At 36.4% G+C, this 25980-nt stretch carries 24 protein-coding genes and 1 pseudogene; all 25 read right to left on the bottom strand.

What is annotated here, in order from left to right:
• Positions 1 to 276: pseudogene (locus tag ACMZ42_RS11015) on the bottom strand (hypothetical protein); the annotation flags it as partial.
• 168 nt (positions 277 to 444) lie between these two features.
• The gene (locus ACMZ42_RS11010; RefSeq protein WP_415731472.1) at positions 445 to 927 is read right to left on the bottom strand and encodes a hypothetical protein; all 483 of its coding nucleotides are present in this window, start codon (positions 925 to 927) and stop codon (positions 445 to 447) included.
• Between the two features lie 3 nt (positions 928 to 930).
• Positions 931 to 2409: a hypothetical protein gene (locus tag ACMZ42_RS11005; protein ID WP_415731471.1), complete on the bottom strand. Its 1479-nt coding sequence runs from the start codon at positions 2407 to 2409 to the stop codon at positions 931 to 933.
• Positions 2409 to 3848, bottom strand: coding sequence for a contractile injection system protein, VgrG/Pvc8 family (locus ACMZ42_RS11000; RefSeq protein WP_415731470.1), 1440 nt, complete (start codon positions 3846 to 3848; stop codon positions 2409 to 2411). The genes ACMZ42_RS11005 and ACMZ42_RS11000 overlap by 1 nt, the downstream gene beginning before the upstream one ends.
• 117 nt (positions 3849 to 3965) lie before the next feature.
• A complete protein-coding gene (locus ACMZ42_RS10995; RefSeq protein ID WP_370080673.1) occupies positions 3966 to 4373 on the bottom strand; it encodes a DUF4280 domain-containing protein in 408 nt (135 codons plus the stop codon).
• 32 nt (positions 4374 to 4405) lie between these two features.
• Positions 4406 to 4981: a serine protease gene (locus ACMZ42_RS10990; protein ID WP_370080671.1), complete on the bottom strand. Its 576-nt coding sequence runs from the start codon at positions 4979 to 4981 to the stop codon at positions 4406 to 4408.
• A 25-nt stretch (positions 4982 to 5006) separates the two neighbouring features.
• A complete protein-coding gene (locus tag ACMZ42_RS10985) occupies positions 5007 to 6137 on the bottom strand; it encodes a pentapeptide repeat-containing protein (RefSeq protein WP_370080669.1) in 1131 nt (376 codons plus the stop codon).
• 16 nt (positions 6138 to 6153) lie between these two features.
• Positions 6154 to 7578, bottom strand: a complete 1425-nt coding sequence (locus tag ACMZ42_RS10980; protein ID WP_415731469.1) for a hypothetical protein — start codon at positions 7576 to 7578, stop codon at positions 6154 to 6156.
• The gene (locus ACMZ42_RS10975; protein WP_415731468.1) at positions 7575 to 8273 is read right to left on the bottom strand and encodes a hypothetical protein; all 699 of its coding nucleotides are present in this window, start codon (positions 8271 to 8273) and stop codon (positions 7575 to 7577) included. The genes ACMZ42_RS10980 and ACMZ42_RS10975 overlap by 4 nt, the downstream gene beginning before the upstream one ends.
• Before the next feature lie 39 nt (positions 8274 to 8312).
• Positions 8313 to 9086: a DNA and RNA helicase gene (locus ACMZ42_RS10970; RefSeq protein ID WP_415731467.1), complete on the bottom strand. Its 774-nt coding sequence runs from the start codon at positions 9084 to 9086 to the stop codon at positions 8313 to 8315.
• A 33-nt stretch (positions 9087 to 9119) separates the two neighbouring features.
• On the bottom strand, positions 9120 to 11768 hold the full coding sequence (locus ACMZ42_RS10965) for a molecular chaperone (protein ID WP_415731466.1): 2649 nt from the start codon (positions 11766 to 11768) through the stop codon (positions 9120 to 9122).
• Between the two features lie 22 nt (positions 11769 to 11790).
• Positions 11791 to 12486, bottom strand: coding sequence for an iron-dependent peroxidase (locus ACMZ42_RS10960; RefSeq protein WP_415731465.1), 696 nt, complete (start codon positions 12484 to 12486; stop codon positions 11791 to 11793).
• Entirely contained in the window at positions 12477 to 13751 is a 1275-nt protein-coding gene (locus ACMZ42_RS10955) for a normocyte-binding protein (RefSeq protein WP_415731475.1), read from the bottom strand. The genes ACMZ42_RS10960 and ACMZ42_RS10955 overlap by 10 nt, the downstream gene beginning before the upstream one ends.
• 4 nt (positions 13752 to 13755) lie before the next feature.
• Positions 13756 to 15387: a serine/threonine protein phosphatase gene (locus ACMZ42_RS10950; RefSeq protein WP_415731464.1), complete on the bottom strand. Its 1632-nt coding sequence runs from the start codon at positions 15385 to 15387 to the stop codon at positions 13756 to 13758.
• A gap of 50 nt (positions 15388 to 15437) precedes the next feature.
• On the bottom strand, positions 15438 to 16277 hold the full coding sequence (locus ACMZ42_RS10945; protein WP_415731463.1) for a PP2C family protein-serine/threonine phosphatase: 840 nt from the start codon (positions 16275 to 16277) through the stop codon (positions 15438 to 15440).
• 6 nt (positions 16278 to 16283) lie between these two features.
• Positions 16284 to 16811: an FHA domain-containing protein gene (locus ACMZ42_RS10940; protein ID WP_370080653.1), complete on the bottom strand. Its 528-nt coding sequence runs from the start codon at positions 16809 to 16811 to the stop codon at positions 16284 to 16286.
• A gap of 39 nt (positions 16812 to 16850) precedes the next feature.
• Positions 16851 to 17426, bottom strand: coding sequence for an FHA domain-containing protein (locus ACMZ42_RS10935; RefSeq protein WP_370080651.1), 576 nt, complete (start codon positions 17424 to 17426; stop codon positions 16851 to 16853).
• 36 nt (positions 17427 to 17462) lie between these two features.
• Entirely contained in the window at positions 17463 to 17897 is a 435-nt protein-coding gene (locus ACMZ42_RS10930; RefSeq protein WP_415731462.1) for a J domain-containing protein, read from the bottom strand.
• A gap of 92 nt (positions 17898 to 17989) precedes the next feature.
• Complete coding sequence (locus ACMZ42_RS10925; RefSeq protein ID WP_370080647.1) at positions 17990 to 18415, bottom strand: membrane-associated protease 1; 426 nt, start codon at positions 18413 to 18415, stop codon at positions 17990 to 17992.
• Positions 18416 to 18869: 454 nt separating this feature from the next.
• Positions 18870 to 21038: a transcriptional regulator gene (locus tag ACMZ42_RS10920; protein WP_415731461.1), complete on the bottom strand. Its 2169-nt coding sequence runs from the start codon at positions 21036 to 21038 to the stop codon at positions 18870 to 18872.
• 449 nt (positions 21039 to 21487) lie between these two features.
• Complete coding sequence (locus tag ACMZ42_RS10915) at positions 21488 to 22411, bottom strand: serine/threonine-protein kinase (RefSeq protein ID WP_370080643.1); 924 nt, start codon at positions 22409 to 22411, stop codon at positions 21488 to 21490.
• A gap of 805 nt (positions 22412 to 23216) precedes the next feature.
• Entirely contained in the window at positions 23217 to 23384 is a 168-nt protein-coding gene (locus ACMZ42_RS10910) for a thioesterase domain-containing protein (RefSeq protein ID WP_370080641.1), read from the bottom strand.
• Positions 23385 to 23558: 174 nt separating this feature from the next.
• A complete protein-coding gene (locus tag ACMZ42_RS10905; RefSeq protein WP_415731460.1) occupies positions 23559 to 24836 on the bottom strand; it encodes an MFS transporter in 1278 nt (425 codons plus the stop codon).
• 30 nt (positions 24837 to 24866) lie between these two features.
• Positions 24867 to 25037 (bottom strand): hypothetical protein, encoded by a 171-nt coding sequence (locus ACMZ42_RS10900; RefSeq protein WP_370080635.1) that lies wholly within the window; start codon positions 25035 to 25037, stop codon positions 24867 to 24869.
• A gap of 121 nt (positions 25038 to 25158) precedes the next feature.
• Entirely contained in the window at positions 25159 to 25938 is a 780-nt protein-coding gene (locus ACMZ42_RS10895) for a DUF4097 family beta strand repeat-containing protein (RefSeq protein ID WP_415731459.1), read from the bottom strand.
• Between the last annotated feature and the right edge of the window lie 42 nt (positions 25939 to 25980).

Genomic DNA, 25980 nt, shown 5'->3' with positions numbered 1-25980 from the left:
TTCCTTGCATGCAATTAATCCTTCATAACTAGAAAATAAATTAAAGTCATCTAAATCGTAGACTCTATTCACTGAGATTAACGGATTCATACCTCGTATATACAAGCCTATAACATCACCATTATCTTTCTCGAAGAAAAGGACATGGTCTAATCTCTCATTATCATCTTCATCATGTAAATAAATAATATTTGAGATTTCTTTTTTATCGAAAAAATAACCAAACTTTTTGGTAAAAGATATAATATAGTAAGAATTAAAACATAATGCCTTGATGGTACAACCATCATAAGCTATTGATTTTCATTAGCATTTTTAAATGTCGTCCAAAGCATAAATTTCTCACAAAAAACAAAAAGCACCTGTTGCCTTTAGTTGACAATCAAGTGCTTTAAGTTCATCTGTTATTAGGTATAGATTTATCCTATCCAATTATACGTTCTATTATTGTTCATTATATACATTAATTAACTCACTTTTAAAATCATCATACATTAAAAATGCTTCTTCTAATATTTCTTCTAATTCTTCATAGCCTCGATAGACTGGCTTTTTTATCCTTTCTCTTGGATCAATTAATAACCTTGAGTAAACACTCCAAGGACTTCCTAGTCTAACCTCATCATTATGATATACGACCCAAATAAACTCTGTCATTCCATATTCTAAAATTACATTAAACCATATCATATAATTTGGAGAATTATCTATAACCCCTACTTTGAAAAATTTCTCCTTCTTATCAAAAGTTGCAACATGTCCTAATCCTTTAAATATTTCATTTACCTTTTCTATATCATATTCATCTAATCTATCATTTAAATCATTAGGATTACCGCTAAAACGTTCAGATAATTTTTTATACCTATCTACAAATCTAATTTTTTCCAATGCTGCTTTGATTTCGGGTTTTATCTCAAAACTCATTTTCTATTCCTCCGTAAATCTTAATTCTATTCCATATTCTTTTGCTATTTCTTTGTATTTTTCAATATTAGAAATGTTTTTATTTGTAGCTGGAATTTCTAATATTTGCTTTCCTTCCAATGGTTTACCATCTAATTCAGGGTAAGCATTTGAACGTATTTTTGTACCTGCAGAATATTTCGAATTCATTTCTTTTAAATATTCTCTATAAGTTTTTTCATCAATCATATCTAAATCTGTGGCTTTCCTTGAGATTATTTCTTTTGAAAAAGGATCATAAGAGTCTAATCTTTTACCATTTTCCAAATGTATTTCATGATAGTCATATATATCCCGATTTCTTACAGTTTTATTAAACTTATTCCCCCTTGCCATAGGAGAATCATTTAGCCAGTAATCTCTTTCCTCTTTCCATTCTAACCTATCCCTCGGAGTTTTTCCTTCTTTTGCTTTTCTCGCAAGATAATTTGCATAATTAGACTCTAAATTTGAATCTATAAATCTCCCGTTAGAAGATAAAAGAGCTTCACCCGTACCCTTAGTCTCTTCAGGCTTCTTAGGATCTTTACTTGGATTAGGTTGTTTTGAATCCGGTAATATACCATTATAATTAGGCATAGGCATTCGCATAGGAATAGGGTTAGGCATAGGAATACCTTTCAAAAAACCAGTACCTTTTCTACCAATAAGTTCCTTGGCGATATTTAGTCTCGTCTTAGTTATCCAGTATGATCGTGAATATGCATTCCCGTTGATGACATCTTTTTCAAAAGAGGGTACTACTGAATCTAATATCCCAGTAGTTGTCTGAACTGGGTGAAGAGCTAGATTAAATGCACCTTCCAATGTCGCAGCTAATGAATCATCTAGATATCCAATTGGGTTGGCCGCAATTTTTTTTGCTTCACCGTATAAATCTTTCGCTACATCTACTGTTGCATCAAACTGTCCTTTTTTTATTTGAGTATTTATTAAGGCTGTATTAAATACCCCTCGTAACAATTTTTCCTTAGCAGACATATCTTCAGTAATTTTTAGACGTTCCATTGTGTCTATCGACTTATAGGCTTTGACGGCTTCTTTTGCTGCGGTTTTTACTACATTTACACCTTTGTCATAAACTTGTTTTGCCTTCTGGTACACTTGTTTTGACTTCTGATTTACCCACCGTGTTCCCTTCTGAACAGTGTTTTTTAACCAAAGTACTCCCGTCTTCCAAGTACGTTTCCCCAATCGGATAGCCCACTTTTTGAGCTTTCTTACTTTTTTTCGTGCCTTTGTATAAAGCTTACCCAATTTTTTCCTAAACTTTTTTATAAATTTCCCTAGTTTTCCCCCTAATTTCTTGATTCCCTTCCACAATTTTTTACTTACTTTTACAACTTTCTTAACAACAGGGATACTTCCAAGGAAATTGCTGATTGCTCCTAATATACCTTTACTCTTGCCTTTACCACCTTTCCCCTTGCCCTTCTTCGCCATTAAGCACCACCCCCACCAACAGGGATCATACCCATGACGTCTAATGCAGAGCCAAGCTCAGCTCCGTCTTTCGATTTATTAGACACAGGCGCTTTGATGGAACCTTCCATTTTCACGACCTGTCCTTGCATATCGGTGTTGCCATCCAAGACAAGACTACTAGTACCACAGGTTATTTGCATAGATTCTGTTGCACTCATCGAAATGCTTTTACCTGCAAAGGTAATATCATTGGCTTTTAGTGTAAGCGGATGCTTACTGTGCACCTCCACTCCGCTTCCCTGATTTAGCTTTAGGAAAACAGCGCCTTCCTTTGCGGTAAGCGTCACCGATTGCGGGTCTAGCTTGATGTCCTTGCCTTTTGGTGTGCCCCAGTAGGACGTTTTGGGATCGGCTGTTTTTGGATTGGAGTCGCCTCCCTTTCGTACACTATGGCGGACAACGGCTGCTTCCTCCCGGTGTGTCGGGAAGGCAAGATGAACGCTATCACCTTTCTCTGGTGGGCTGTAAAAGCCGCTATGTCCCTCTGCTGTATAAGGACTAGCAAGTGAAAACCATGTGGCTTCTTCCTTTTTTTGCGCCTCATCAATGGATAGGTGCAGGCGTACTTGATCCTTTTTGACCTCTAATACCTTACCCTCAATTGCTGTGCCTGACAGTGAAGGAATGTTTAGTCTTTCTTGGCGAATGCCTGCCTCGGACAGTAAATGATATTCATATGTAAGGACACCTTGTTGCATGCGTGCTATGGATTTGGCCACAATTAGCCTCTTGTTTTGGAGTAGAACACGGTCACCGAGTGTCAATGTTTTTTTAGACTCGATTACATAGGATACTGTATCCCGCTCCTCCAATGGTCGCTCAATGTCATTGTGAAGCGTATGTAAATACTTGGAGCGATCCTTGGTGATTGTATAGCTAATAGCTGACAGTTTTTCTAATCGACCTTCTGGTAGACCAAACCATAGCTTGGGCTTATCGGCATCTACTGCTGGTACGAGCACTGTTCGAAAATGCGAGGCCATGCGCTTTAGAAATTGCCAGTCTGTCTCCCTATATTGTAATATAAATTGCTTTAGAGGAGTAGACTTCGATGCAGTGTCAATAACATCTGCGCCTGGATAATTAGCAAGTACTCGCTTGAGCATGGCATTATACGTCATCTTGTCATGCTGGAAGGAGCGAGCTCTGCGTTTACAATCCAAGGTAAATGTAGATGACACTGCCTCTAACTCAATTTGGTATACGCCTCTCACCATACGAACTGCCACTTCCGATACTTGCCCTTTAAAAAGCGGTCGCACACGCTGTCCATTGCGCTTTTCATAGAGCTCTATCAGATTTGAACTGCTGGCAAGTTGCATACAGCGATCTTTCTTCTCTTCTGGGATGAATCCCGTAATTAATAACCTTGCATGGTCATTCACCGTTTGGGTCAAGCTGAGATCATGCAACGTCTGAACTTCATAGGGGGATACGAGCTCAAGCTCTCCGTATCCAATCACTTCCTCATACGTGTTCACATGAATTCCCTTCTTTCTTCAGGGGATGATGGCTTATTCTTGACCATCATCTTCTACCTTTATCGTCCCGCAATATATGCACATATTAGTAGATTGATTGATAAGCGCGGGAAAATTCTCAATCAACTGATCCGATTTTCCGTTAATCCATGGCATCGTGACCACTGGTGTACACGGCATCGGTTTCAAGACACCATTATTAGCCGCTGTTGCTGCTGCCACTGTAGGATTAGATAATGTTTTACATAAACCGAAGGGCTGAATGTTGACATTGGGTTTATAATCCATCGTGTTCATCTGTGCCTTGTTTTTTGTATAAACGCCATGGCTTACAGGCATTTTTAAAATGCTTGTTTGATCGCCCTGTGAGCACGATAATTTGGCACCAGCAACTACATAACTGCGCTGCTCATCACCTTTTGTCTGCATTTCATCTGCCATCGAAAACCACCCTTTCTATAAAAAAAGTCCATTCACGTCAGTTCACTTCGCACACTCGAAAAATGATGGATCTCGTTCCATTTGCCTTCCGTTTGCACTTTGCGTAATCGAATACCTCGAAATGCTCGGCGCAATATACTTTCTGCTAGCTCAATATTGACAATGATATAATCCTCTTTAATGCCCTCAATTTTAAAGAAGGTATAAGGTGCAGCTAAAACCTCGTCAATAACGAGCTTTTTTAACGTTCCATCTAGATGGAACTCGGTTTGTGCTGAGAGACAGGCCACTTTTGGTGGAATGGAGAGCCAATATAACGACTGTTTTAATTTTGGCATATCCACGAGAACAACCGGTTTAAACGGTAGGCGCGGCTCATATTTTTCTACTAGCTGCTTTACTGGATCAGCTAAAAGAGCAATTGGCTTTTCGATAAAATCGATATAGTCATTTTCACTTTTATCTAATACAGGAAATTGACGATCTAGCTCCTCTAGCTCCTCCATTTTTTCCACTGTTAATAGTTCTTTTTTAATAATTTTTGATAGTCCAACTGGTTCTACAGCATTCGGGATACGCTCATCCTGAGATAAAATAAAATAGTTCATCTTTGAGTCTCCTTTTTCACGACATCTATTTCCAAATGACACTCGCTGTTTGGAATGGATCTAGTTTCAGATGATCCCGTGCTTCCTTCGAGAACACAGCTTTTTCTAAATTAGCTCCTTCAAAATGAGCATTCTTGACGTTAGCCCCGATAAAGCAAGCACCTCGTAAATTAGCTAGCTCAAAATCAGTACCCTCTAAATTAGCACCAGTAAAGTTCACTGGGAGATAGCCTGGCATTTCCCACTTCTGTCGATCAGTTAGTCCGCTTGCTCCCTGAGCTTGTTGGAAGTTAGCACCTTGCAATTGACTATTGCTAAAATTTGCCTCATGAATCGTACTGAAGCTTAAATCAGCGTCCATTAGCTTACTATTCCTAAGATTGGCGCCAATGAGTAAGCAATTACGCATTCGGCTCTGTGCTAAATTCGTTTTCTGGAAAAAGGCATATCGAATATCTAAGTCCTCATAGTTGCCACCAGCTAGATTTAATTTGCTAAATACTTCATAGGGATATTCATCCTCTAATTTTTGATCCAGCCAGGCTTTGATTTCTTCGATATCCTTCGAGGAGAAGTCCTCACTATAGACAACTTCATTGACATCCATAAATTCACCTATACGAATTTCTACAGCAGCCTCTCGAGCAAGTGCTAAATATTCTGGACATCTAATAATGTCTGGCAATGCATATCTAGCGAGGCTAATAACATATTGATGAAAATGAGTTGCTTCCTTTAGCTTGATGTGCTCAATATCCGCTTGGGTAATGGCTCCCATGAATGTTTTGCTGTATAAATATAATTCTTCTACGAATTGCTCTAAAAAGTTTAGAGCCCAGCTTGCATCATAGGTAGTTAAAATAGGTCGAAGGTCAAAGAACCAGTCCTCATCTGTCCCCTCTACTAGATAGTGATGACGTCCCTCCAGTAACTCTGTGCGCAGCATGGAAAACGTGATATGTCCAATTGGTCCTTTCTGTTGAAGGGATTGTTGCTGCTGTAGCTGACGACAAATCGTTTGAAAGGCTTTTCTGAACTCCTCAGCAAGCTCATCCTTTGAGGCTTGGAAAAAATCCTCTAATGCCAAGAGATGGGTCAACCGTCTTTTCTCTACTTCCGTTTCATAAAAATGCTGTAAAACTCCTTCTGCTTGCATATGTGTCTCCTTCTTCCTAATTGGCCTTTACTTCTTTCCCGAAAATTTGCACACTGCCATCCATCGTTATTTTACTTTCCTTGCATTTTAATGAAATTTCTTCCTCAGCAGACATAAGAATTTTCTTGCTTGCATTGACTGAAATATCTGCCTCGGAAATAAGCTTAATTTCCTTTTTACTAAAAATTTCGATACCGCTCGCTTCATTTAAACGGATAAAAACATCGTTATCCTTTGCTGTAATGACAATTTCTGTTGGGCTCATCTTAATTTCTTTGCCAAAGGCTGTTCTATAATATTTCGTCGAAGGATCATCTAGTTTATTGGTCGCGGTGCTGTTTAAATTTTTTCGAATCGAGCTGCTAGCAATTCCCTCTTCCTCTTGATGCGAGGGGAAATACACATGAATAAAGTCGTTAATTTCAGGCATACAATACCAGCCACTATGCCCTTCAGCTGTATAAGGCGTTGAATAAAGGAACCAATGCGCCTTCCCTTTATCCTGTTTTTCATCAATATTTAGATGGACCTTAATATGATCCTTGGCAACTTCTAACACTTTACCTTCAATAGAGACACCCGAAATTTCATCGTTAAATATTTCACTTTTGTTCATGCCATTATTCGTTGATAGTGTATAACGATGCTTTAGTAAGCCATCCTTCATCGACATATAGGCTTCACAAACGTAGAGTGTTTTCTCATGGAAGGTTACGTAGTCTCCTATGGCAAGTACCTTATCGGTTTCCACTTCATAATACAAAAAGTCATGCTCCCCCATACCTTGATTGCCGTTCTCTGTATAGAGGAGATAGTCTGCTAGTTTTTTTCTTGTCGTATAGTGATAGTCTTCTAGCTTTCCTTTTGCTTTGCCAGCAGGTATACCAAAATGGAACTTTGGCTTGTCAAAAGTAGTTGCAGGAACTAGTCCAGTGTTATAGCGGGAGGCAAGACGTTTTAAAAATTCCCAATCGGTTTCTCGGTACTGTAGGGTAAACTTGCCTAAATTCGCTCCCTTTGTAGCCTCATCGATTACATCGAGACCAGGATAATATGGACTCATGAGCTTGAATAGAGACGAATAGGTTAGCTCTTTATCTTGATAGGAGCGATTTTTCTTCTGAATATCGAGGAAGTAGGTGTTGGAAGCAGCTTCGACTTCGATGTAGTAAATTCCCCGAATTGTATGTACTTTGACACCTAATATAACCCCCTTAAATAATGGGGTAGGTGCACCTAAATGATTGAGCTGATTCACTTCAATCGCTGAATGTACCTCTGTCATTTCGACATACTGATCTCGAACTTCCTCAGGCACGATACCCGTGAAGCGTAATGTCGCATGCTCGTTCATTTTCTTTGTAAGCGTAAGCTCTTGAATGCTCACTAGCTTAAATGGCAGTACTTGAAGATTATGATAGGCAGTTACTAATCCACTCATCGTACTCCCCCTCCTATCCTTCCGTTAGGAGCAAATTGCATTGTTTCCATCATCGCCCTAGCGATAGGACGCCAAGTCTCGGTATCCTCCTCCGTACAATTGAACGTAGCGATAAGTGCTTTCCCATCAATCGATACAAAGAACATTAAATTAAAAATCTCGCCATCAATAGCTGGTGTAATGACCTCGATAAAGCCAACTGTTTTGTCATCTATTTTGATTACAGCTGTATCAAACCATTGTGCTGCAGGCTGAGCTTGCTCAAGAACGTCAATCATATTTTCCTGAAACTCAGCTACACCCTCATCAGGTAACGAATGCGATGTCTTGTTGAAGGCTAGATTGATCGTAGATGATTCATCCGTATAAATAATGTTTGGTCTTCGTTCTGAAGGGTATTTTAATGAGGCTAACTCAGCTGGCATAATCGAAAATACCTCCGGCATTCGGAACGAAATTTTTCCATCCATAACACGCTGATCAATGACCGGCACTTCCTGTTCATCTATATTGACAAAGTCCTGGTAAAGGTCAATTGCTTCTAGCTCAGACTGTTCCTCCTGTAAAGGCTCCTCCTGCGGCGCTTGCTCCTCTTTTAAAGCTGCTTCCTTTTGAGCTAATTCATATTGTTCCTGCTCTCGCATTTCGTTTCTAAGAGCAATAATTTTTTCATCTAAAAATTTCAACCCATTCACCTTCCGTTTCTTGAACGTTTTTCATCTGCAGGCCATTAACTAGTCAACAATCATGCGCTTTGGTCGCCCTTGGCTGTGCCCTGTCATACGACCACCACGTTTTGATTCCAATAAAATACGGTTCAAGTATTTATGAATCTGACTATTAGAAAATGTTTGGTAATCAAGCTCTAGTCGATTGCAAATATAGAAATCGATTGCATCTCGTTGAACGCGCTCCTGATTTAAGCACTCTAAAGCAAAAGCGACATCATACGGATTAGCTGGTCGATTTTTTAACAGCTCTCGTGCAAAATATTGCAAAATGATTGGATGATATGTGCTTTTTTGAAAACCTGCATACTGACAGTGAAGATAATTGATCGTATTGTATTCAGTAGCAAAATCAAGAAAATCAATATACTCTGAACGCAGTTTGGCACCCGATTTTAATTTAAAGCGCGCTAACTCTAGCTCATTATGTGCAAGCTCTAGCGAATCATCTAGGACTATCTCTGTCGTATGGTTTCTAAAATCTAATTCATTCACTTCTTCAGCAAAACGTACTTTTACAATCGTTTCGCTTCCTGTCGCCTCATAAGGAAGCTCATAGCTACTATGCAGCATATAGAGCTTTCCATTATGCTTGATAATGCCTTTTGTAATGATGAGGCTTGTATCTGCTACAATAATTCTGGCACCGGAAATAATGCCATTAGAATAATCTTGGAAATATAAATCTAAAAAATCTCTTGGGTAATCTCGCAAATTTTCTAGCATTTCTCGCTTTAAAATGCGGCCTTTTTGAAAATGTGGATATTGATTGGCAAACAAGCTGTCACCCACCTCTTTTCTTGTTTTTCACGTTTACTTTAATCCATCAAAGAAATCTAGCTCAGACAAATCGGTTTCGAAGGCAAAGAATTCCTTGTGTCCGATAAACAGCTGCTCGTCTTTTCTCGCTACTGGAACTACATGGAAGCCCCAATGATCTTCACCTGCAAAGACGAAGAACTTCACTTCCCCATTCGTGATGGAGTCCGTCTCGTCCTGCGGAATTTTATCTTGATAGTGCATTGCGATATTCTCATAAAGAACAGGCACATAATCCTCCTGACGATTAAAGTACGTGTATTTATACGTTGAGTGATTGTCACTGCCCGTTAAGTAAAACTCCACCTCTTTTACACCCCATGGGCGAGAAATCGTCCCGTGAATTTGATTCAGTCTTTCTAAGCTACTAATCAGTAATTTTTCCTGACGATTATGTGTAAAGGCACTGACAGCATAAGGGACAACTGGTGCATGATTCGTCACTTCTGTTTCGATCATGCCGATTTTCTTGGCATTTAAATAACGAAGTGCTCCCCTTAAACAAGCAAGCTTTAACTCTGGAACTTTCCCGATATTTTCAGCCTTTTGTCTAAATTCAATGCTGCGTCCTGGTACAAATTCCTTTAAAGCCTCACGAAATGCGTCTATTTTACAGGACTGTCCCGTTAATTTAATGATAGAATAGTCACTCAGTATGCCAGTCTCATAAAATTCCTCTAAAAACTCTCGTACGATATCATAAATATCTGCCTTTATGAGATGATTGATTTCTTTAATGTTGAAAAAGACATTCGGGAAGTCATAAACTTCCTTAAATTGGTTGTTTTCTACCAACGACAGGCACCAGCGATCTACTGCTGTGACATTTAAATCACTATCGTGTTGCATATCGCTATCCGCATAAAAACGACTTCTTAATATACCTGTTTTGCGGAAAAATTCCTTCTTCATCTCTTCTGCCATTTCCCATAAGAAATAATAATTATTGCGGACACGGAGGTACTCATCACGTGTTCGATTTTCATATTCCTTAAAACGGGTAGGGATAATATATTCGGCATCTAAAAAGGCTTTTTCGAATTGCTCGTACACTGCTTCCACGCCATGGTCGTCTACATATCGATAAATATCCTTACCTGGAATGTCAATTAATGCATCGATATCATAATCACTTTTTCCTCGACTATAATAGTTTGCAAAGACGATTTTCATAAATTGGAAAATACGATAAGTAATATTGTTGCCACCAAAATTCGTATCTCCATTTTCATAGGTAGTATGAATATCAATTTTGTAAGAAATATGTCCGTCCTCTATGCGAAACTTACAAGAAGAAAGGTCTGTTGTTCCGCCACCACAATCGATTACGAGTGCTTTATATTCCTTGCCATCGAGAAAACTATCATTTTCTATTTGATTGGCGATTGTATTATAAAGAACCGACATTCCTTCATCGAGAGCATGCTCCGTTTCGATTTGGTACTCAGGCAAAATCGCGCGAAACATATCTAAAAATTGTGTTTTCAACTTAACGGGACTGGAGATATGTAAATGCTTGAAACGACATTTAAATTGGTGCTCCGCCATTTGAATAATATAAAGTATAAATTCTCTTAAAATTTGGCTCCGTGGAACAAGTGCAGTATTCCCGTTGGCATCCATCACCTCTTCCAACTTGGCATAATTACTAACCCAGCGTTTAATACCTTGGAATTTTGTAGCCAATGATGTATAGCTATTTTTTTTCATCATTTTTAATGCTTCATAGCCGTAGTGGTAGCTTACTTGATCTGCATTTGAGCAATCTGCTACAGTCATGACCGTCGGCACTACTTCAATCCATTCGTTTTGATGAAGTGGATCTGGAAATTGGACAAAATTGATGCTATTTAGCTGAATTCTGTTATTTAATAAATCATGACTACAAGGAGAGGACACATAATCACTCTCTAAAAAGACACCAGCTGTTGTATTTGTTGTTCCAAAATCAATGGCAAGAATGGCATTGGTTGTTTCCAGCTGTTTAATCTCTAAATCTGGTATTGGAACCTTATAGTAATGAAGATTTGTTGGCGGAAGTGGGGTTTCCTGATAGTAAGTCTTAAAGATATACTCAGAATCTTGCTTTCTTAAAAAAATAAAGCTGTAGTTTTTATTATTTGTCTTCCGAATACCTATCGCTTGATCAGCTGCGAAATAATATTGATTTGGGACTTCGTCGTCTTTAAGGATATTAAGAATGCCGCAAAGATCCAGCTGCTCATTGACTAGTAGTACATTGGATTCAACAAGAAAACCGCCTGTTTCCACGAAATACTGATCGGGTTTATCGATCTTCATCCCGCTATATAAGCTCATTTTGGCAGGAATTTTAATGTCACCATTGTCAGACATCGGTGTTTTTAAATACTCTTGCATGGCCGCTTCTACTCGTTCAAAGCCCCCATCTTTTTTTTCTCTAATAAGAGGGTTTTCTTCAGAGCCACGATATCTTAAAATCTTGTCGATTAACTCGTCTCTTGTCAGTGTATTAATTAGACCAGTTACAAGCTTTTCCTTATAGCAAATATTTCTAAGCTGGAAGGTTGTCATTTCCATTAATTCTACTCGTGTATAGGTCATATATTTCTTTTCTGCATTACGCTTATTGGCATACAGCTTATATGAATATTTAGTTGTCATTGGAATCCCTCCTCTGCTCTGTTTAGTAAAGAGCTATTCGATCTAGCTTCATCGTTTCCTCTGCATCAATAATGCCAAAGTGATATTGCCAATAAACCTCCATATGAAAGCCTATTGGCAGAAAAATTTCTTGTACAAGCTGGACCTTTTGCTGATTTTGTTCTGTCTGCTTTTGACGAATGTATAAAAGCAGTTCATCCTGGTCCTCCGATTTCACATAAATCATGCAATTTTTAAAGAGCCTTTTCAGCGTATCCTTTAATAAGTAGATTTCTTCACCTGTCTGATAAAGCCTTAGCATATTTAGCGCAACTATTTCTTGCTCCTTTTTCGTAAAGGCATGAATATTGTCACGTACCAATTTTCCAAATACATTGGCTTCGATTTCTCTTAAGATAAAACGAATATAGAACTCTCGTTTATTCATGCCCTGCATACGATCAATTTCAGCTAAAAAATGCAGTACGGTATCTAAAAGATAATTCCTAAACTCAATATCCGCAGAATTATCTGGATGGAAGAGACCATTAAAAATTCCGTAATAGCGATAATATGGATTTACTTCAACGTGCTGTTCAACATACTGTGCATTTAATAGTTGTGGACTAAGTTCCATATAAGGTGAATAGGTTTCGGCAAGATGAAAATAGATATCCTTTTTAGAAAGGCCTTCATCCTCAGCTTTAATGAGCAAATCCCAAATATAGTTCATAGCCAAACACCTACACATTCATATTCAAAGAAATGCCGTTGCACTTCTGATACGAGGAAGCTTAAAATATCGTTTGCAATAAAGTTTCTCTCCTCATTCGCCTTAAACTTTAGTAGCATCGTTTTTTTATGATTATTTTCGCCTATCATTTCCGTTAAGAAAGTGTTCGCAGAATGAGTAAAGCTTGTTCCAGAATAGGCGTCCACTATTTCGACATCTACAAGTTCAAAGCTGTCAGCAGCCTCGAAGGAATTAATCATACGCGTAATTTCGCCCTTCGTTTTAACATTAGCCGTATACTTGTTAGCGAATTTGTGTATAAAATGCTCAATTCTTCTATTTGATACAAGCTCGTAATTTAATTTCCCGATTTTCTCATCTTCCATTTTTGCAATTTTTATTAACTGCCAAACCCCTGACTTATCCCTGGGTGAGACAATTGTCAATTCATTGTCTGAACGTTTAACGTAACGAACATTATCCTCATCGGCCTCTACAAGATAGCCATGCTCGTTACCGATTTTACGTATAGAAAGGACATGCTCATAATTCACCTTATCGATTGCAGGAATGGGAAAACCGACATTTTTGACTTCATGACGTTCAATATTCCATAGTGGAACCATATTCAGTCGTTTTTCTTGTTCATACTCCTCTAAGTCAACAATTATTTCTGTAATTTCGGCATCCTCATTTAAAGGTGGGCAATCTACTAAATTGATATTAAAAAATTTATAGACGAATGGATGATTAATAGTTTTCCATGGTAAGCCATTTATTTGGAAAAGAGGATACAGCTTGTTAATCTCTTGTAAATAGTCCGTATTTTGTGTAAGACTGACCTTAATCTCTACTTGTCCTTCTGTCGTTACTAGCTTTCCACTAAAGAGTCGCTGTTCAGCAAGTAACTGTTGAATTTGCATGGAATCACATTCAAGAAATAATGTGAATAGTTCTACCGATTCATTGTTTTTAAACGCTTCAAGCATTTTTTTTATATTGATTGATTTACTTTCTAAATCAGCTGGCCGCATCGGGAATAAGCATTCATGAATAGGATCAACATCCTCCTTAGAACTTAGCGTCACATAAATATCAAACCTATTCTCAACATCATCCATTTCGTTGAATATGCGCTCCTCGAGCCTTTTGTTCATTTCATCCTGATAATCGATTAAATTTACAAAAACGCCACTGACAATATCCTTTAGCAGTTGACGTTGCTCTAAATCTTCTATTTTGCGTAACCGTTCAATCATGAGCTCTTTCATCAATTTATTTTCCCTCTTTCATCACTTCAGCATTAGATGGCTCACTGGCAGTTGTCCCTTCATTCGTAGGTGGTGCTGCATTATCAGCAGTTTGCGGTTGAGGAGGAGGATTTAATTTATCATTGGTATTCATAACCTTTCGCTCAAGACCTAAAACCTTCGACAGTAGCTCTGTTTCCTGATAAATTTCCTGTGCAAGTGTATAATATTCAATCGCTTTCCCAAACTCTTGGCGTGCATAGCTCTGATCTCCGCTTTTTTCTAAGCCCTCAGCCTTTAATTCCTTCTGGGCCTTTTTTAATTCAGCAATTTTAGCCTCTGTATCTTCTATTTTTGTCTTTATTTCAGGTTCCCCAGTATAGGCAATTGTCAGGGCTTTTTTTCTTGCCTTTTGATACGTTTCAAGAGCCCCATTGTAATCCTCTGCCTCAAATCGGAAATCTCCATCTTTCACAGCTTCAGCAATTTGTACAATAGTATCCATATTGGCGATTCTTTGTTCAACTACTCCTTTCCCAAAGTCTTTAATAAGCTTTCCTTCTTTTTTAGCCTTTTCATATGACTCAAGCGCATCGTTAAATTTACCTTCTTCCGCGGATTTATCTCCACTAATAATCAGATCGGTAACTCTTAATTTTCTAGCTAGTATATTTCTATGTATTGGATCCTTCAATTTTTTAGCCGCATTCCTGCCCTCGCTATATTCCAGCAGTGCCTTATCATAAGTTCCATCTTGAAAATACTGGTTTCCGCTCTTTTCATGATCTTTCATCTCTACGGTTAATTCAGCCATTTTTTTAGCTTGTTTTGCCTGATAAAAAATCGTGCCTCCACCTACGACCAAAGCTAGCACTAATGCAGCTGCAATCATTTTGATGTATTTCATTTTTTTCTTATTTGTTTCCTGATAAACCTTGTTAGCAAATATAGCTGCAATTGTGTAATTATTAACAACTTTCTTTTGCCTACTTAACAAAACCTCTTCTAATAAATCAATGTATTGCTCAGGCTCTTTTGCTTCTTCCAACGCATCTGCCATTTCAATTTCATTGACATCTTCCCAAAAGCCGGCTGTACAAAGCACTAGTACATCGTCATCCATTAACTTCATTTTCTTAGAAACAAAAGGCTGAAAATCTTTTGGTTTACCAAGATAATTTAGTAAATTGGTTCTTTCCTCATGCTGGCTAATGTCGAGCGAACGATTCCTATTATTCACGATCTCTTGTGCTAAGCTTTGGTCTGTGCTTTTATACGATAAAGTACCATTACGGAAATGATACAGTCTCGAATTTCCGGCAACTGCCACAATCATCTTTGAGTAATCTGAGACAACCATGACAATACTAGCTTTCAATCTCACCCTTAAGCTTTGAGCTTGAAGTATGTCTTGCGCATTTTTCAAATATTTTTTAATGCTTCTTCTAGACATGGATGGCTTTTCCATAAATTTTTCTAAAATTGCCTTTACAGCAAGCTCTGCACTACTTATTTCCTGATCAGAATCTAACCCTTTTATAGCTACCCAGCAGGCTATATCGTCCAGCTCTGTATAGGCAAAGTAATCTTTATTTTGCAAAAATGAGCCCGCTTCGGATAAAAAGCTTGTTTTAAAGTTGCTATTTTCCTTTCTCATGATTACTCCTCCTTATTTACTGACTCATTTAAAAACGACAAGTAAAATGATTACCATGTTTTTTCTAGAATAACGATGGTTGCATTATCTTGATTTTTTAAGCGTTTTTGTTCAACGGCTTTAATAATGTCTTGAGCAATATCATAGGGAGTAGCTTGCTGAGAGAGAATTTTTTCCATTTCAACCTCTGTTAAAGTATCATAGACTCCATCACTAAATAGACATACCTTATCCCCTCTATTTAGCGGAATTGGACTTTTTCCTATATCCATATTTTTAAAGCCTTCATACCCTAAATAATTGATAAGTCTCTTTTTCAAAGGATTTTCCTGCACCTCAAGCTGAGATATTTCACCAGATATATATCGCTCAGTTAACACTGATTCAAAAATATGCTTTTGATTGATTGCCTTAAATTCTCCGTTTCGAAAAATGGTTATGACACTATCTCCAACGGCTCCCCAGTGAAGAAATCCGTTATCATCAATAACGGCTGCCACTAATGTAGTACCACCATTCGAGCCATTTAAATTTTCGACAATCATATGATTACTTGCAAAAGCTGCCTCCTTAAAAAATTTTTCTAGCGTATTTAGACCGCTAAGCTTTTTAAATTCTTCAATAAATGTATTGACAGCAACCGTGCTTGCCATCCTACCATTTGCTAAACCACTGATACCATCTGCCAGGACAGCAATTGTCCCATCATTCGTTTCAGCTGTTGAGAAATAATCATCTTGCTCATCACGTCTGCCAATTGTTTGTCCATTTCCGATTTCTATTTTGTTTTTTTCATTTTGTTGCGCAAGCATGTTTCGAATGATTAATAAGGCAACGAGTACAACGATAAAAATAAGCGAAATTATGTAAGGCAGTAGTTTCGGATCCATTTGTCATCATTCCTCACTGTTGTTGTTTTCCCATTCAAAATGAACACCACATAAGGGAATAAAAAGAAACATACTTCTGCCTAACTGAATAACATCATACGCAGCAAGCTCTGTTGGCGTATAAACCGCTTCATTATTAAGATAAGCTAAGCCTGATGCATCTCCTGGAAGTAGATAAAAGTTTCTTTTTTTAGGATCATAAACAATGACTGCATGGTTACGCTGAGAAATTGAATTATCTCCAACAATACGAATGTGCATATCCTCGGCTCTACCAATAAAGTTTTTTTCCGATAAAATCCGATAGTCTCGACCCATTTGTGGCCCTTCAATACAAACTAACCATCCCGTTACCGGATCAATGCCATCCATTTCTCCGAGATATGGCATTGTTTTATCATCTACCTCAGCTACAGCTACTTGCTGACTGCTTGGTCTTTGCTCTTGTTCCACCATTACATTGCAATATGGACAAACATTTCTATGTCTTCTTGAACTAAACATGTGACCATTTGTACATCTAATCAAACTCATTTTCGCTATCCCCCGTCTATGTTACGAATTTAGTTGTCTCTATTTCACTAAAATTCGCGTATTTGCTATGTATATCATGTCTCCATTACCGATTGGGTAAGGGCTTTCGTGTTGTATTCTATTTTTAACGCGCTTATGAGCTTTTTTTAGTCCAACACCATTTACAGAATCAATATCCTCTATGTACCATACTCCAGAAACATTGTTTAATACGGCATGTTCATAGTTGATAAGCGATTCATATTCTGTACCGCTTAAATCGATATCTGCCTTATTGTCAGCTGAACTTTTCCCAATAAGTAATGATGTTTGGTCATCTATCTCCCATTCATCTATTTCAGCTCCTCGATCATTGAGGAGAACTAATTTTCGAATTTTTTTGTTTGTCACATCATCTTTTTTATCTCTTGCTTCATACTTAACAGAGCCATAAACAATTGCTAGTATGACCAACATAAGTCCAATAATTGTTTTCAACATAAACTCCTGATTCATGACAAATACGTAAAGAATGAAAAAGAAGGCGATTATGACAATAATGATATCCATAACTTTTATAATCATTTGTTTCTTTGCGTTTTCAGTGTATGCATCCATTGAATTTTGACCATACATGGTATCACACTCCTTCATACTAGCTATGGCTTCGTTTTACTTGTTAAAAAAACGTTCAAATAAATCTGTTGTATCTAGTGGATTCTTCTTTGCATTCTTGTTAAGGGTTGATCCCATTTCTCTCGTTTTAGGATTAAAGCCAAAAAAGTGCTCAAAGTTTTTTTCAATATTGCTCATATTAAAATCTGGCTTTTTTTCAGTAGACTGTTGGCGTGTAGACTGTTTTTCATAAGTTTGTCCATTACTCCAACTTTGACCAGCCCCATCTAGTTGAGCATCATATGCTTCTCTTGACGTTTGATCCTTCAGTACTTTGTATGCCTCTGTCACTGCTAAAAAAATCTTTTCAGATTCTTTGTTTCCACCGCTCACGTCTGGATGATGTTTTTTTGATAGTTTTCGATAAGCGAGTTTTATTTGTTCTGGTGTAGCATCTCTACTGACACCTAAAGTTTCATAATGCGTTTTCATGTTTTTCATCCCCAGTATTAGGATTATTCAAAATTATCTAAGGAACTATGAAAGTCCCTTAGATAATGTGGAGTGTCTATCAAGCAACAATCTTAGACAGCGTAGCCGCCTTCGATTTTCGCCAAGTCTGTTTTGTCTTTCTTTTGCTTAATGAATAAGAAAAATTCACCAATACCTTCTGTGTCACCATATTTTTCTGAATAGTCAACGACAAAAGCATTTGGGAAATTAATTTTTCTTACTACTTGATCAGCAGAAATAACTTCTAATGTTACTTTACGGTAACAGTCAGCTTTTTCAGCTGGTACTAATGACCACAATCCTAATTTCATCGTATCATCAGAATTGTCACCATCAGTTGCAGTAAGGATTTTACCTCTTATTTTTAAAGTTGCTCCTACATCTGTAGAACGTGCGTTAGAGTCATCTGGAGTGTCTGTTTCATACTGAACAGACATAATGCTATCTAACCCTAGTTCAATTGCTTCTGATCCTTCTACTTTTAATACAAAACCCATTTTTAGTACCTCCTAGTATTTGTTGAATCGTCTCAATAAATTGCTTTAGGTGAATTTATAACTAGCTGTATGCATTTCTCCACGCCTAATGCAAACACATTAAACATGAAGAAATATGTAATGTTTTCACCTTGCAAATTTATGGAAGATTCTATTTATGTTAAAAGATTTATGAGTAAATCTTAAACATACTACATCAATTATGCCTCGGCATAATTGCGTCCGGAATCGGCTTTGTGCTTGCACAAAGAATTCCTTTCCGATTCCGTGACATCCGCCGGAGGCTTTAACTTCTTTCAGCGGGTGTTTGGATACTCGCTGAAAAGTAGCTTAAATTCGCATTCATCTCACCACCTATAGAGGTGGGAGACTTCTGTACCTGCCGCTTCGCTTTCGGTACAAAAGAGATATGCTGAAAGAAGTTAAAAAGTTTTTGATTGTCTGTGTAAACTTGTTAGGCCTTAACAGCACTACTTGCCTTTGTAATCATGACTTCAAGATTCTTCACATTACCGTTAAACACTAGGTCAATCTGACATGTGCTTGTTTTTTCATCGATAATGTAGCCGATGTCATCTCCATCGTGAATAATGGAGTTTACATAGCCTTTTTCTTGAAGCCATTTGCTTTTTTGGCTACTCGGATTATTACTAAAGAATCGAACGATATTTTCGTGCTTAAAGTCGCCTGATTGGAATCGTAAAATTCTCTCAATATACGTACTAACTTGTGTTTTGTAGATTGAATCAAATCCATCTTCTTCCATCGCTAGACTTCTAGCTTTATACACAGTAATACGTTTAATATCTTTATCTTGCAGCTGCGCATTTTCCGAAGAGAATACAAAGCCAAAGCTTCTGCTGTTAATAGCATCTTTAATATTATTAGTAAATCCTGAGATTTCTTTTGCCATTGTTGTAACGGCTTTAAGTGAGTTATCACCCGCTTCGATATCGAATCGTACACCAGGATAATTTCTCTGAACACTTCTGAATGAGTCTTTCAAATATTCTGGACATTGATAAGCTGAAACGATACCTGCTGCTACATAGCTAGCACCAACATAGACGCCCTCTATCCAAAGTTTTAAAATATCCTCTTTCTCTTTAGATAATCGTGCTCCATTTTCTGTTGTCTGCATTCTTGTATCAATGATTACACCTGATTTATCTTTAGGAATAATAGTGAAGTTCGGTAAACATGGTATCGCAAACTCACTATAATCTTTTCGAACAAGCACTGAGCATTTATCGATTAGGCGATCAATACCTGCAGTAGCAATTCCACTGAAAGTCGTTTCTTCTTCCGCCATGAAGTTGAAGAAGATCTGTACTTTATAATCTTTCACAGTATCTAAAAGAATAGATAACGATTCCATTGTATTGCCTTCTTGCTTGGCAACCTTATCGTTCCCTTTAAATCTAGCTCTGCTTACTTTCATTTTTCCAGATGCCTCTAGTTCCAGAGCAGGAACAATTCCATACCACACCGTATCTGTAAAGTCATTTTTCGAGTTAACTGTATTTAAATACGTGCGTAATCGTGGTAGATTATTACTTTTAACGAGCATATCTAACTTTGTGTTCGTTACAAGTAACGAAGGCTGCATACCTTTGTTTTTAGTTGCATACTGGTCGAAGTACATTTTTACGCCCAATAGCTTTTCCATTAATGGCTTTACAGTTTTTACAAATTCATCCTTAGCATCCTTATAGAATTCTAAGTATGTATTGTAATTTTGTACTTCAGTCTCTACATCAAATTCTGCCTTCACAGCTGGTAACGGAGAGAAAGTTCTAACGACTAAATCTTTGACATAGGAGGATGGTGATTCTGTAATCGCCTCATAATCCTCTTCAAAAACTGTGCTTAAACCATAGTTACTATTTTCTTCAATAACCATCAGTTCTGAGCTATTATTTTGCGGTGCCTCTATGATTTTTAATTCACCATTATCACCGATAGAAAGTGTCCCAATTTGTAATTTTTCGGATTCATCTTCATCCTGATTAACACCTAACAATAGTCTTGTTTTAATATCCTCAATTGCTAAAGGAAGCATCGCCATGACATTGTTGTAATTTCTACTTGCTACTTCAAACATCAAGTTTAGCTTGTCCCCTGTATCCAATTTTTTTGGATCACCGTCATCTAATTTGTCATATTCACCGTATAGGTAATGGATTTCTTTTCTGACTTGTCGAATGTCGTCCATAACCTTTTTAGGAGAGATCATATCTAGCAAATTTTCAAATTTAAAATCAACATTCGCAATACCCTGACTTCTTTTCGTATCAATTAGAGTAAAGAGCATTTTCAAAAAATCATTATTTTGGTCAATTGCTATTTCAGAAATACAGTCATCTTGAATTCCTTCTGGTTTCTTTAATGTATACATAACCTTTTGGTTAGCAGCATTGTAGAATGAATAAACCGTTGGAGAAAACTTGTCTAAAAATTCATCGAAGCTTTTGACAAGAAGGTATTCATTCATTTCTTTGATCTTTTCATCACTAAGGCTGTCAATTCCTTTTACATCTCCAACAAGCGTAATTAAATCCATTTTTTCCGGATTAATTTCCTCAAAGAGCATGGTTCTGTTTGTTTGACTAATAATCTCCATTCAGTCGGCCGTATGATTATACAGCCATCCCTCCCTTTTGTAACGAATTTCGAGTAAGCATAATCATCAGTGAGCACTAAATAAAAATTTACTATTAAGTAATAAAATGGTAACGCAAGATAAAGAATATACAGTTAGAATTGTATTCTTAACCACCTACTTCTACATCACTGATGACAATATGTATCACAAAGTAACTATACAACATCTAATTATATTGTCAATATTTACATTTGAATATTTTGTAAAATAAATGTATTTAATTGGGTGCATGGTAAAAAATAAGCATTGAGAAATTTATGATATTTTAACGAATAAAGTGTATGTATTCATTTTTTTTTATCAAAAAACAGCTTATAGCGTATTTTTTTTACACCATAAGCTGCTTCGTAAGCACCTACCTTTAATTGTAAAATGATAACATAGAATCACATTACCTAAATTATTGGTCAGTTTGAATTATTTTCCTTAAAATGGTTCATTATCCTATTGACAATATCTTCAATAGTAATGACCAATTTCATATATTTTAATGAAGAGCACCTCTTCTTCGCTTGCACGGCCAGCCCCCACATTATAGTTTGAGATAAAAGAGTACTCACCTTATTATTGTATATTCTTACATTCTTAATATTATCCTCTATCAACCGCTGCGATATATCAGGTGGAATAACATCAGTCAAAGAATAATAAAATGTTGCTGCTAAACTATAAACATCTGTATATACACCTTGCTCAGATATAGTCGAATATTGCTCAAGAGGAGAATATCCTGGACTAGTAAATATTTGATAATTTTCATCTATTTTGTAAAAAGTCGCTGAACCGAAATCTAGTAAATATGGATTACCTTCAGAATCAATCAAAATATTATTTGGTTTAATGTCACGATGGAGTATGCCTTTCTTATGTAAATAGCATAAAGCATCAATAAGAGGGAGAAAAATATTAGTGTATAAATGAACTCTATCATTAATAGGATAATCCTTTAAATATTGATCCAATAACGTTCCTTCATAATACTCCATGATGATATAAATCGACTCATTTTCTTCAAAGTGGTCAATATATTTGACCATATTACGATGATTTATTTGCTGCATAATTAACGCTTCATTTAGAAAAATAGCTTTTAAATCCTCGAATTTCTGCTTTGTTGAAGGCAAACGATTAATGACTGTTTTATTATCCAAATCCCGTAAAGCAATGTCATTCGGAAAGAACTCCTTAATAATTAGCTGATTCCCTTCTTGAGTATTTTCTGCAATATAAACAAAGGACAATTTACTAGTAGCAATAACTTCTTTTATTTTATATGTATCATTCAGAACGCTGTTTGCCGGTAAGCCCAATTCAACTTCAGTCGCTTGCATTTTCGATCGATCATCCCTTTCAACACATGAATTACGAACAATTTGTTACATCATCACCATAACGTGTGGTTGATTTCGCCTGTCATTTAGTAGGTGTTAGGACACCCACTGATAGGGGATCGCATCCGCACACTTCACCACCTTAGAGATAGGAGTCTTCTACTAGTGAAAGATAAATGGCATACGTTTTAACAACTGTCACCCGCAATTTTTGGTTGCGTCCATTATTTTAACTAAAATATAAATTAATGTAAGTATATCAACGTACACCCTTATATTAAATAGTTCTCTTATAGTAGTTTCTACATCGTATGGTGGGGTTAGGCACAATGTGAAGCTGTTGCTTTGTTTTTTCCCGGCACTTTGCTGGTGCTATAAGTCACTTCGCCGATTCTAACCATCTTTTTGATAGTTCTATTATAATCGCTAAAATAAAATCAACAGATTTTGCTCATTTCATTTGAACACTTTTTCACCGATAAAGCCAATTCAAGCAAACTAGAATTACCCATTTACAGGGGCTGAACCAATATAGGAAAAGCTTATGTTATACCTAGAAATACATCGGTTACGGGAACAAAAACTTCGAATATCACAGATTGCTAAACAGTTGAAATAGCACGAAAAACAGTTTATAAATATATGGCTATGACATTTGAAGAAGCAGTTGAAGAATTTGGTTCAATTGAACGAAAGAAAAAGTTAGATCTTTAGCGCGATTGGATTGTGAACTGGCTTCAAGAATATCCTAGTTTAAGTGGTGCTCAAGTATTTGACTGGCTAATAGACCCACCAATCCCCACATCTATCCAACTATGCTCATCAAAAGGTTTAAATAGTATACTTCATATGCTACTAAACTTCCCATACTATATCCAAGAAGGGCAAATGGTGCATCAGTTAATTTTTCTATAATAGTTATTGCTATATCACTGACCATTTCTTTGAAATTACAATAAAATTCTTTCTCCATGTCCCTAATACTCAAGTGGAATAATTTCAATTACTTCATTGATGTATTTTTCAAGTGAGTTGTACATTACAGTAGATCAACCAGCATACGGTAAGCAAAACAATTTAATATCTTTCACCATTCATTCCTCGATTCTACTCTACCTTTTGCTTTGTATACATTTACTACTTTTATTTACTCACTGATACTTTCTGAATTGATATCCACTTGTTCAACCGTGCTAAACAATCTTTTTGTCCCTAATGCCAATAAGATTGTTATAACTGCTACTGCAAATACTAATGTGTATACATAGTCTGCAAATCTATCAATTAATGTACCAAATAATACTTGACCAACAGGTACCGAACAAGTCGAAACCGCTGTTAAAATTGCCATTACCTTTCCTAGCAATAAATTTGGAGTTTGTTGTTGCAGTAATGTAATGATAAATATATTAATAATGGTAATAGCGAACATAATTAGCATTGAACTTAACAAGAAAATAAGGTATTGTAGGGTTATTCCCCCATTATTATTTACAAATTCAGGATAAATGGTAAGTGCCATTGGAATAAATAGAAATCCACTTGCAACAAACCAGAGATACAGATTATTTACTTTAAGTTTTTTTGAAATAATACCAATTGCAATAGCCGCAAATATCATACTCAAAGAAATACCACCTTGGGTTATTCCAAATAAACTATCGCTCATACCTAAAGTGATCTTGATAATATACGGAATCCCTACTAAAAATAGTGGTGTAATAAATAAATTTAATGCTGCAGCTATTAATATTACTTTGGATATAAATGGATTATCCTTTACGATGTATGACACTCCATCCTTAATATCCAGAAGAGTTGTCTTCACTGCCCCATAAGGTTGATCTCTCTTTTCAAATGGGATTTTTATGAACAGCTCTAATACAGCTGAGAGGAAAAAACTGATACAAGTTATAATGACGATCATTTCAATGCCTGAGATACTATATAAAAGACCTCCCAAAACTGGACCTGCAAAATTAGTTATAGAAGAAACTCCTGACACAACACCATTTGCCCCTAGTAGTTTTTCTTGTTCCACTAATACAGGAATACTTGCCTGTACAGTAGGTTGGTAAAAAGCACTAACTATCATCATTAAAGTCATAACAATCCCAATCATCGGAATAATCGATGTTTCACTAGTAAATAAAAATATTGCCAATCCGCCAACTATGACACTACTAATAACATCAAGTATTACCAACAAATTTCTTCGGTTGGTGCGATCGGCGATAGCACCACCAATAGGCGCTAAAAATATAGTAGGAATTGTTGAAATTGCTAATATTAAGCCAAATATTGTTGCTGACCCAGTTAGATCAAGGATATATAATGATAATGCAAATCTTAGGATGGAGCTTCCAAATAAAGTAATAACCTGACAAATAACTAATACTCCAAAGTTTCTATTTAAAGTAGCCAATTCCAAGAATGCCTCCCAATAATTATTTGTTTAAATTAAGCCATAATTAATAATTGCACTAACAAACGCACAGCATGCAATTATTATCAACCACCAGGCCCACTTGTTGGGTTTCCCGTTCTTCTTACTGACTAATCCAAAAATCCCTACTAACAACACCAATACAGCTACTCCTGTTCCTACTAAAAATGGGATTTCCATGTTTTTTTCTCCTTTATAAAGATGAATTATAATATGTCAAATCAAGTAAAAACTCACTAGACCTTTCTTCTCTTGATACTTACTGAAGTAGCATTCTACTTCAGTTATCACTAGTTGTATTTTAAATTTTTGATATTGAAAAAGAACCGCCTCTAATTTCTGCACTAAATATATTTTTTCCATTTTTGTATATATAAGAATCTCCAGAGTGCATTAAAGAAAAATCGCTTTTAAAGTTTCCTGAAAGTTTTTTTAAATGACACGAAAAACCGTCATTTTCTGGGATCTCTACTTTCAAATTTGCTCCTGTAGAAATCGATTTGATTTTCTGTAACATAGTTGAGGAACTCACTGTAATAGTTCTACCAGTTGCATTGACATTTAGATCCGAAAATTTTCCCGAAAAATCTATTTTAGTTGCTGTCGTCTGTAAGTGTAATTTCTGAATTTCCAAAAAATCTCCCTCTACATTAGATCCGATGGCATGGAAAGTAAATTCCTCCATTTTCCCTGAAAGTTTAGCAGTGCCAGATGTTAAATGACACTTGCATTTTATTGTATCAAGATGATCGACAAACAAATTAACTCCAGTACAGTCAATAGAAATAGATTGAAATTGTTTTTTAGGGAGATATATTTCTAAATTTGTTTTATGAAGATTGAATCCAATTTTTATCTTCTTTTTCCTACCATCTGTAATGGAAAGCTTTCCGTTTTTTACTGTATGATGAAAAAGTTTATGTTCTGGAAACTTTGCATCGGTGACTTGAACAACTTTTATTTCATCATGCTCATTTTCAAAAATATGAATATCACCTGTGATCCAATCTAGTGCAATATCTGATATCGTATGATTTAAACACACTTTTTTTCTATCAATTAATTCACTATATCCAATCATTTCGTTTTCTCCTTTTCATTTATTTTTTTCATATTTTAGCTA

This window comes from Lysinibacillus sp. NPDC056185 (assembly GCF_047737915.1).
Classification (GTDB): domain Bacteria; phylum Bacillota; class Bacilli; order Bacillales_A; family Planococcaceae; genus Lysinibacillus.
Note: the sequence above shows the minus strand (reverse complement) of the source record. Positions and strands in the feature narration are given on the sequence as shown.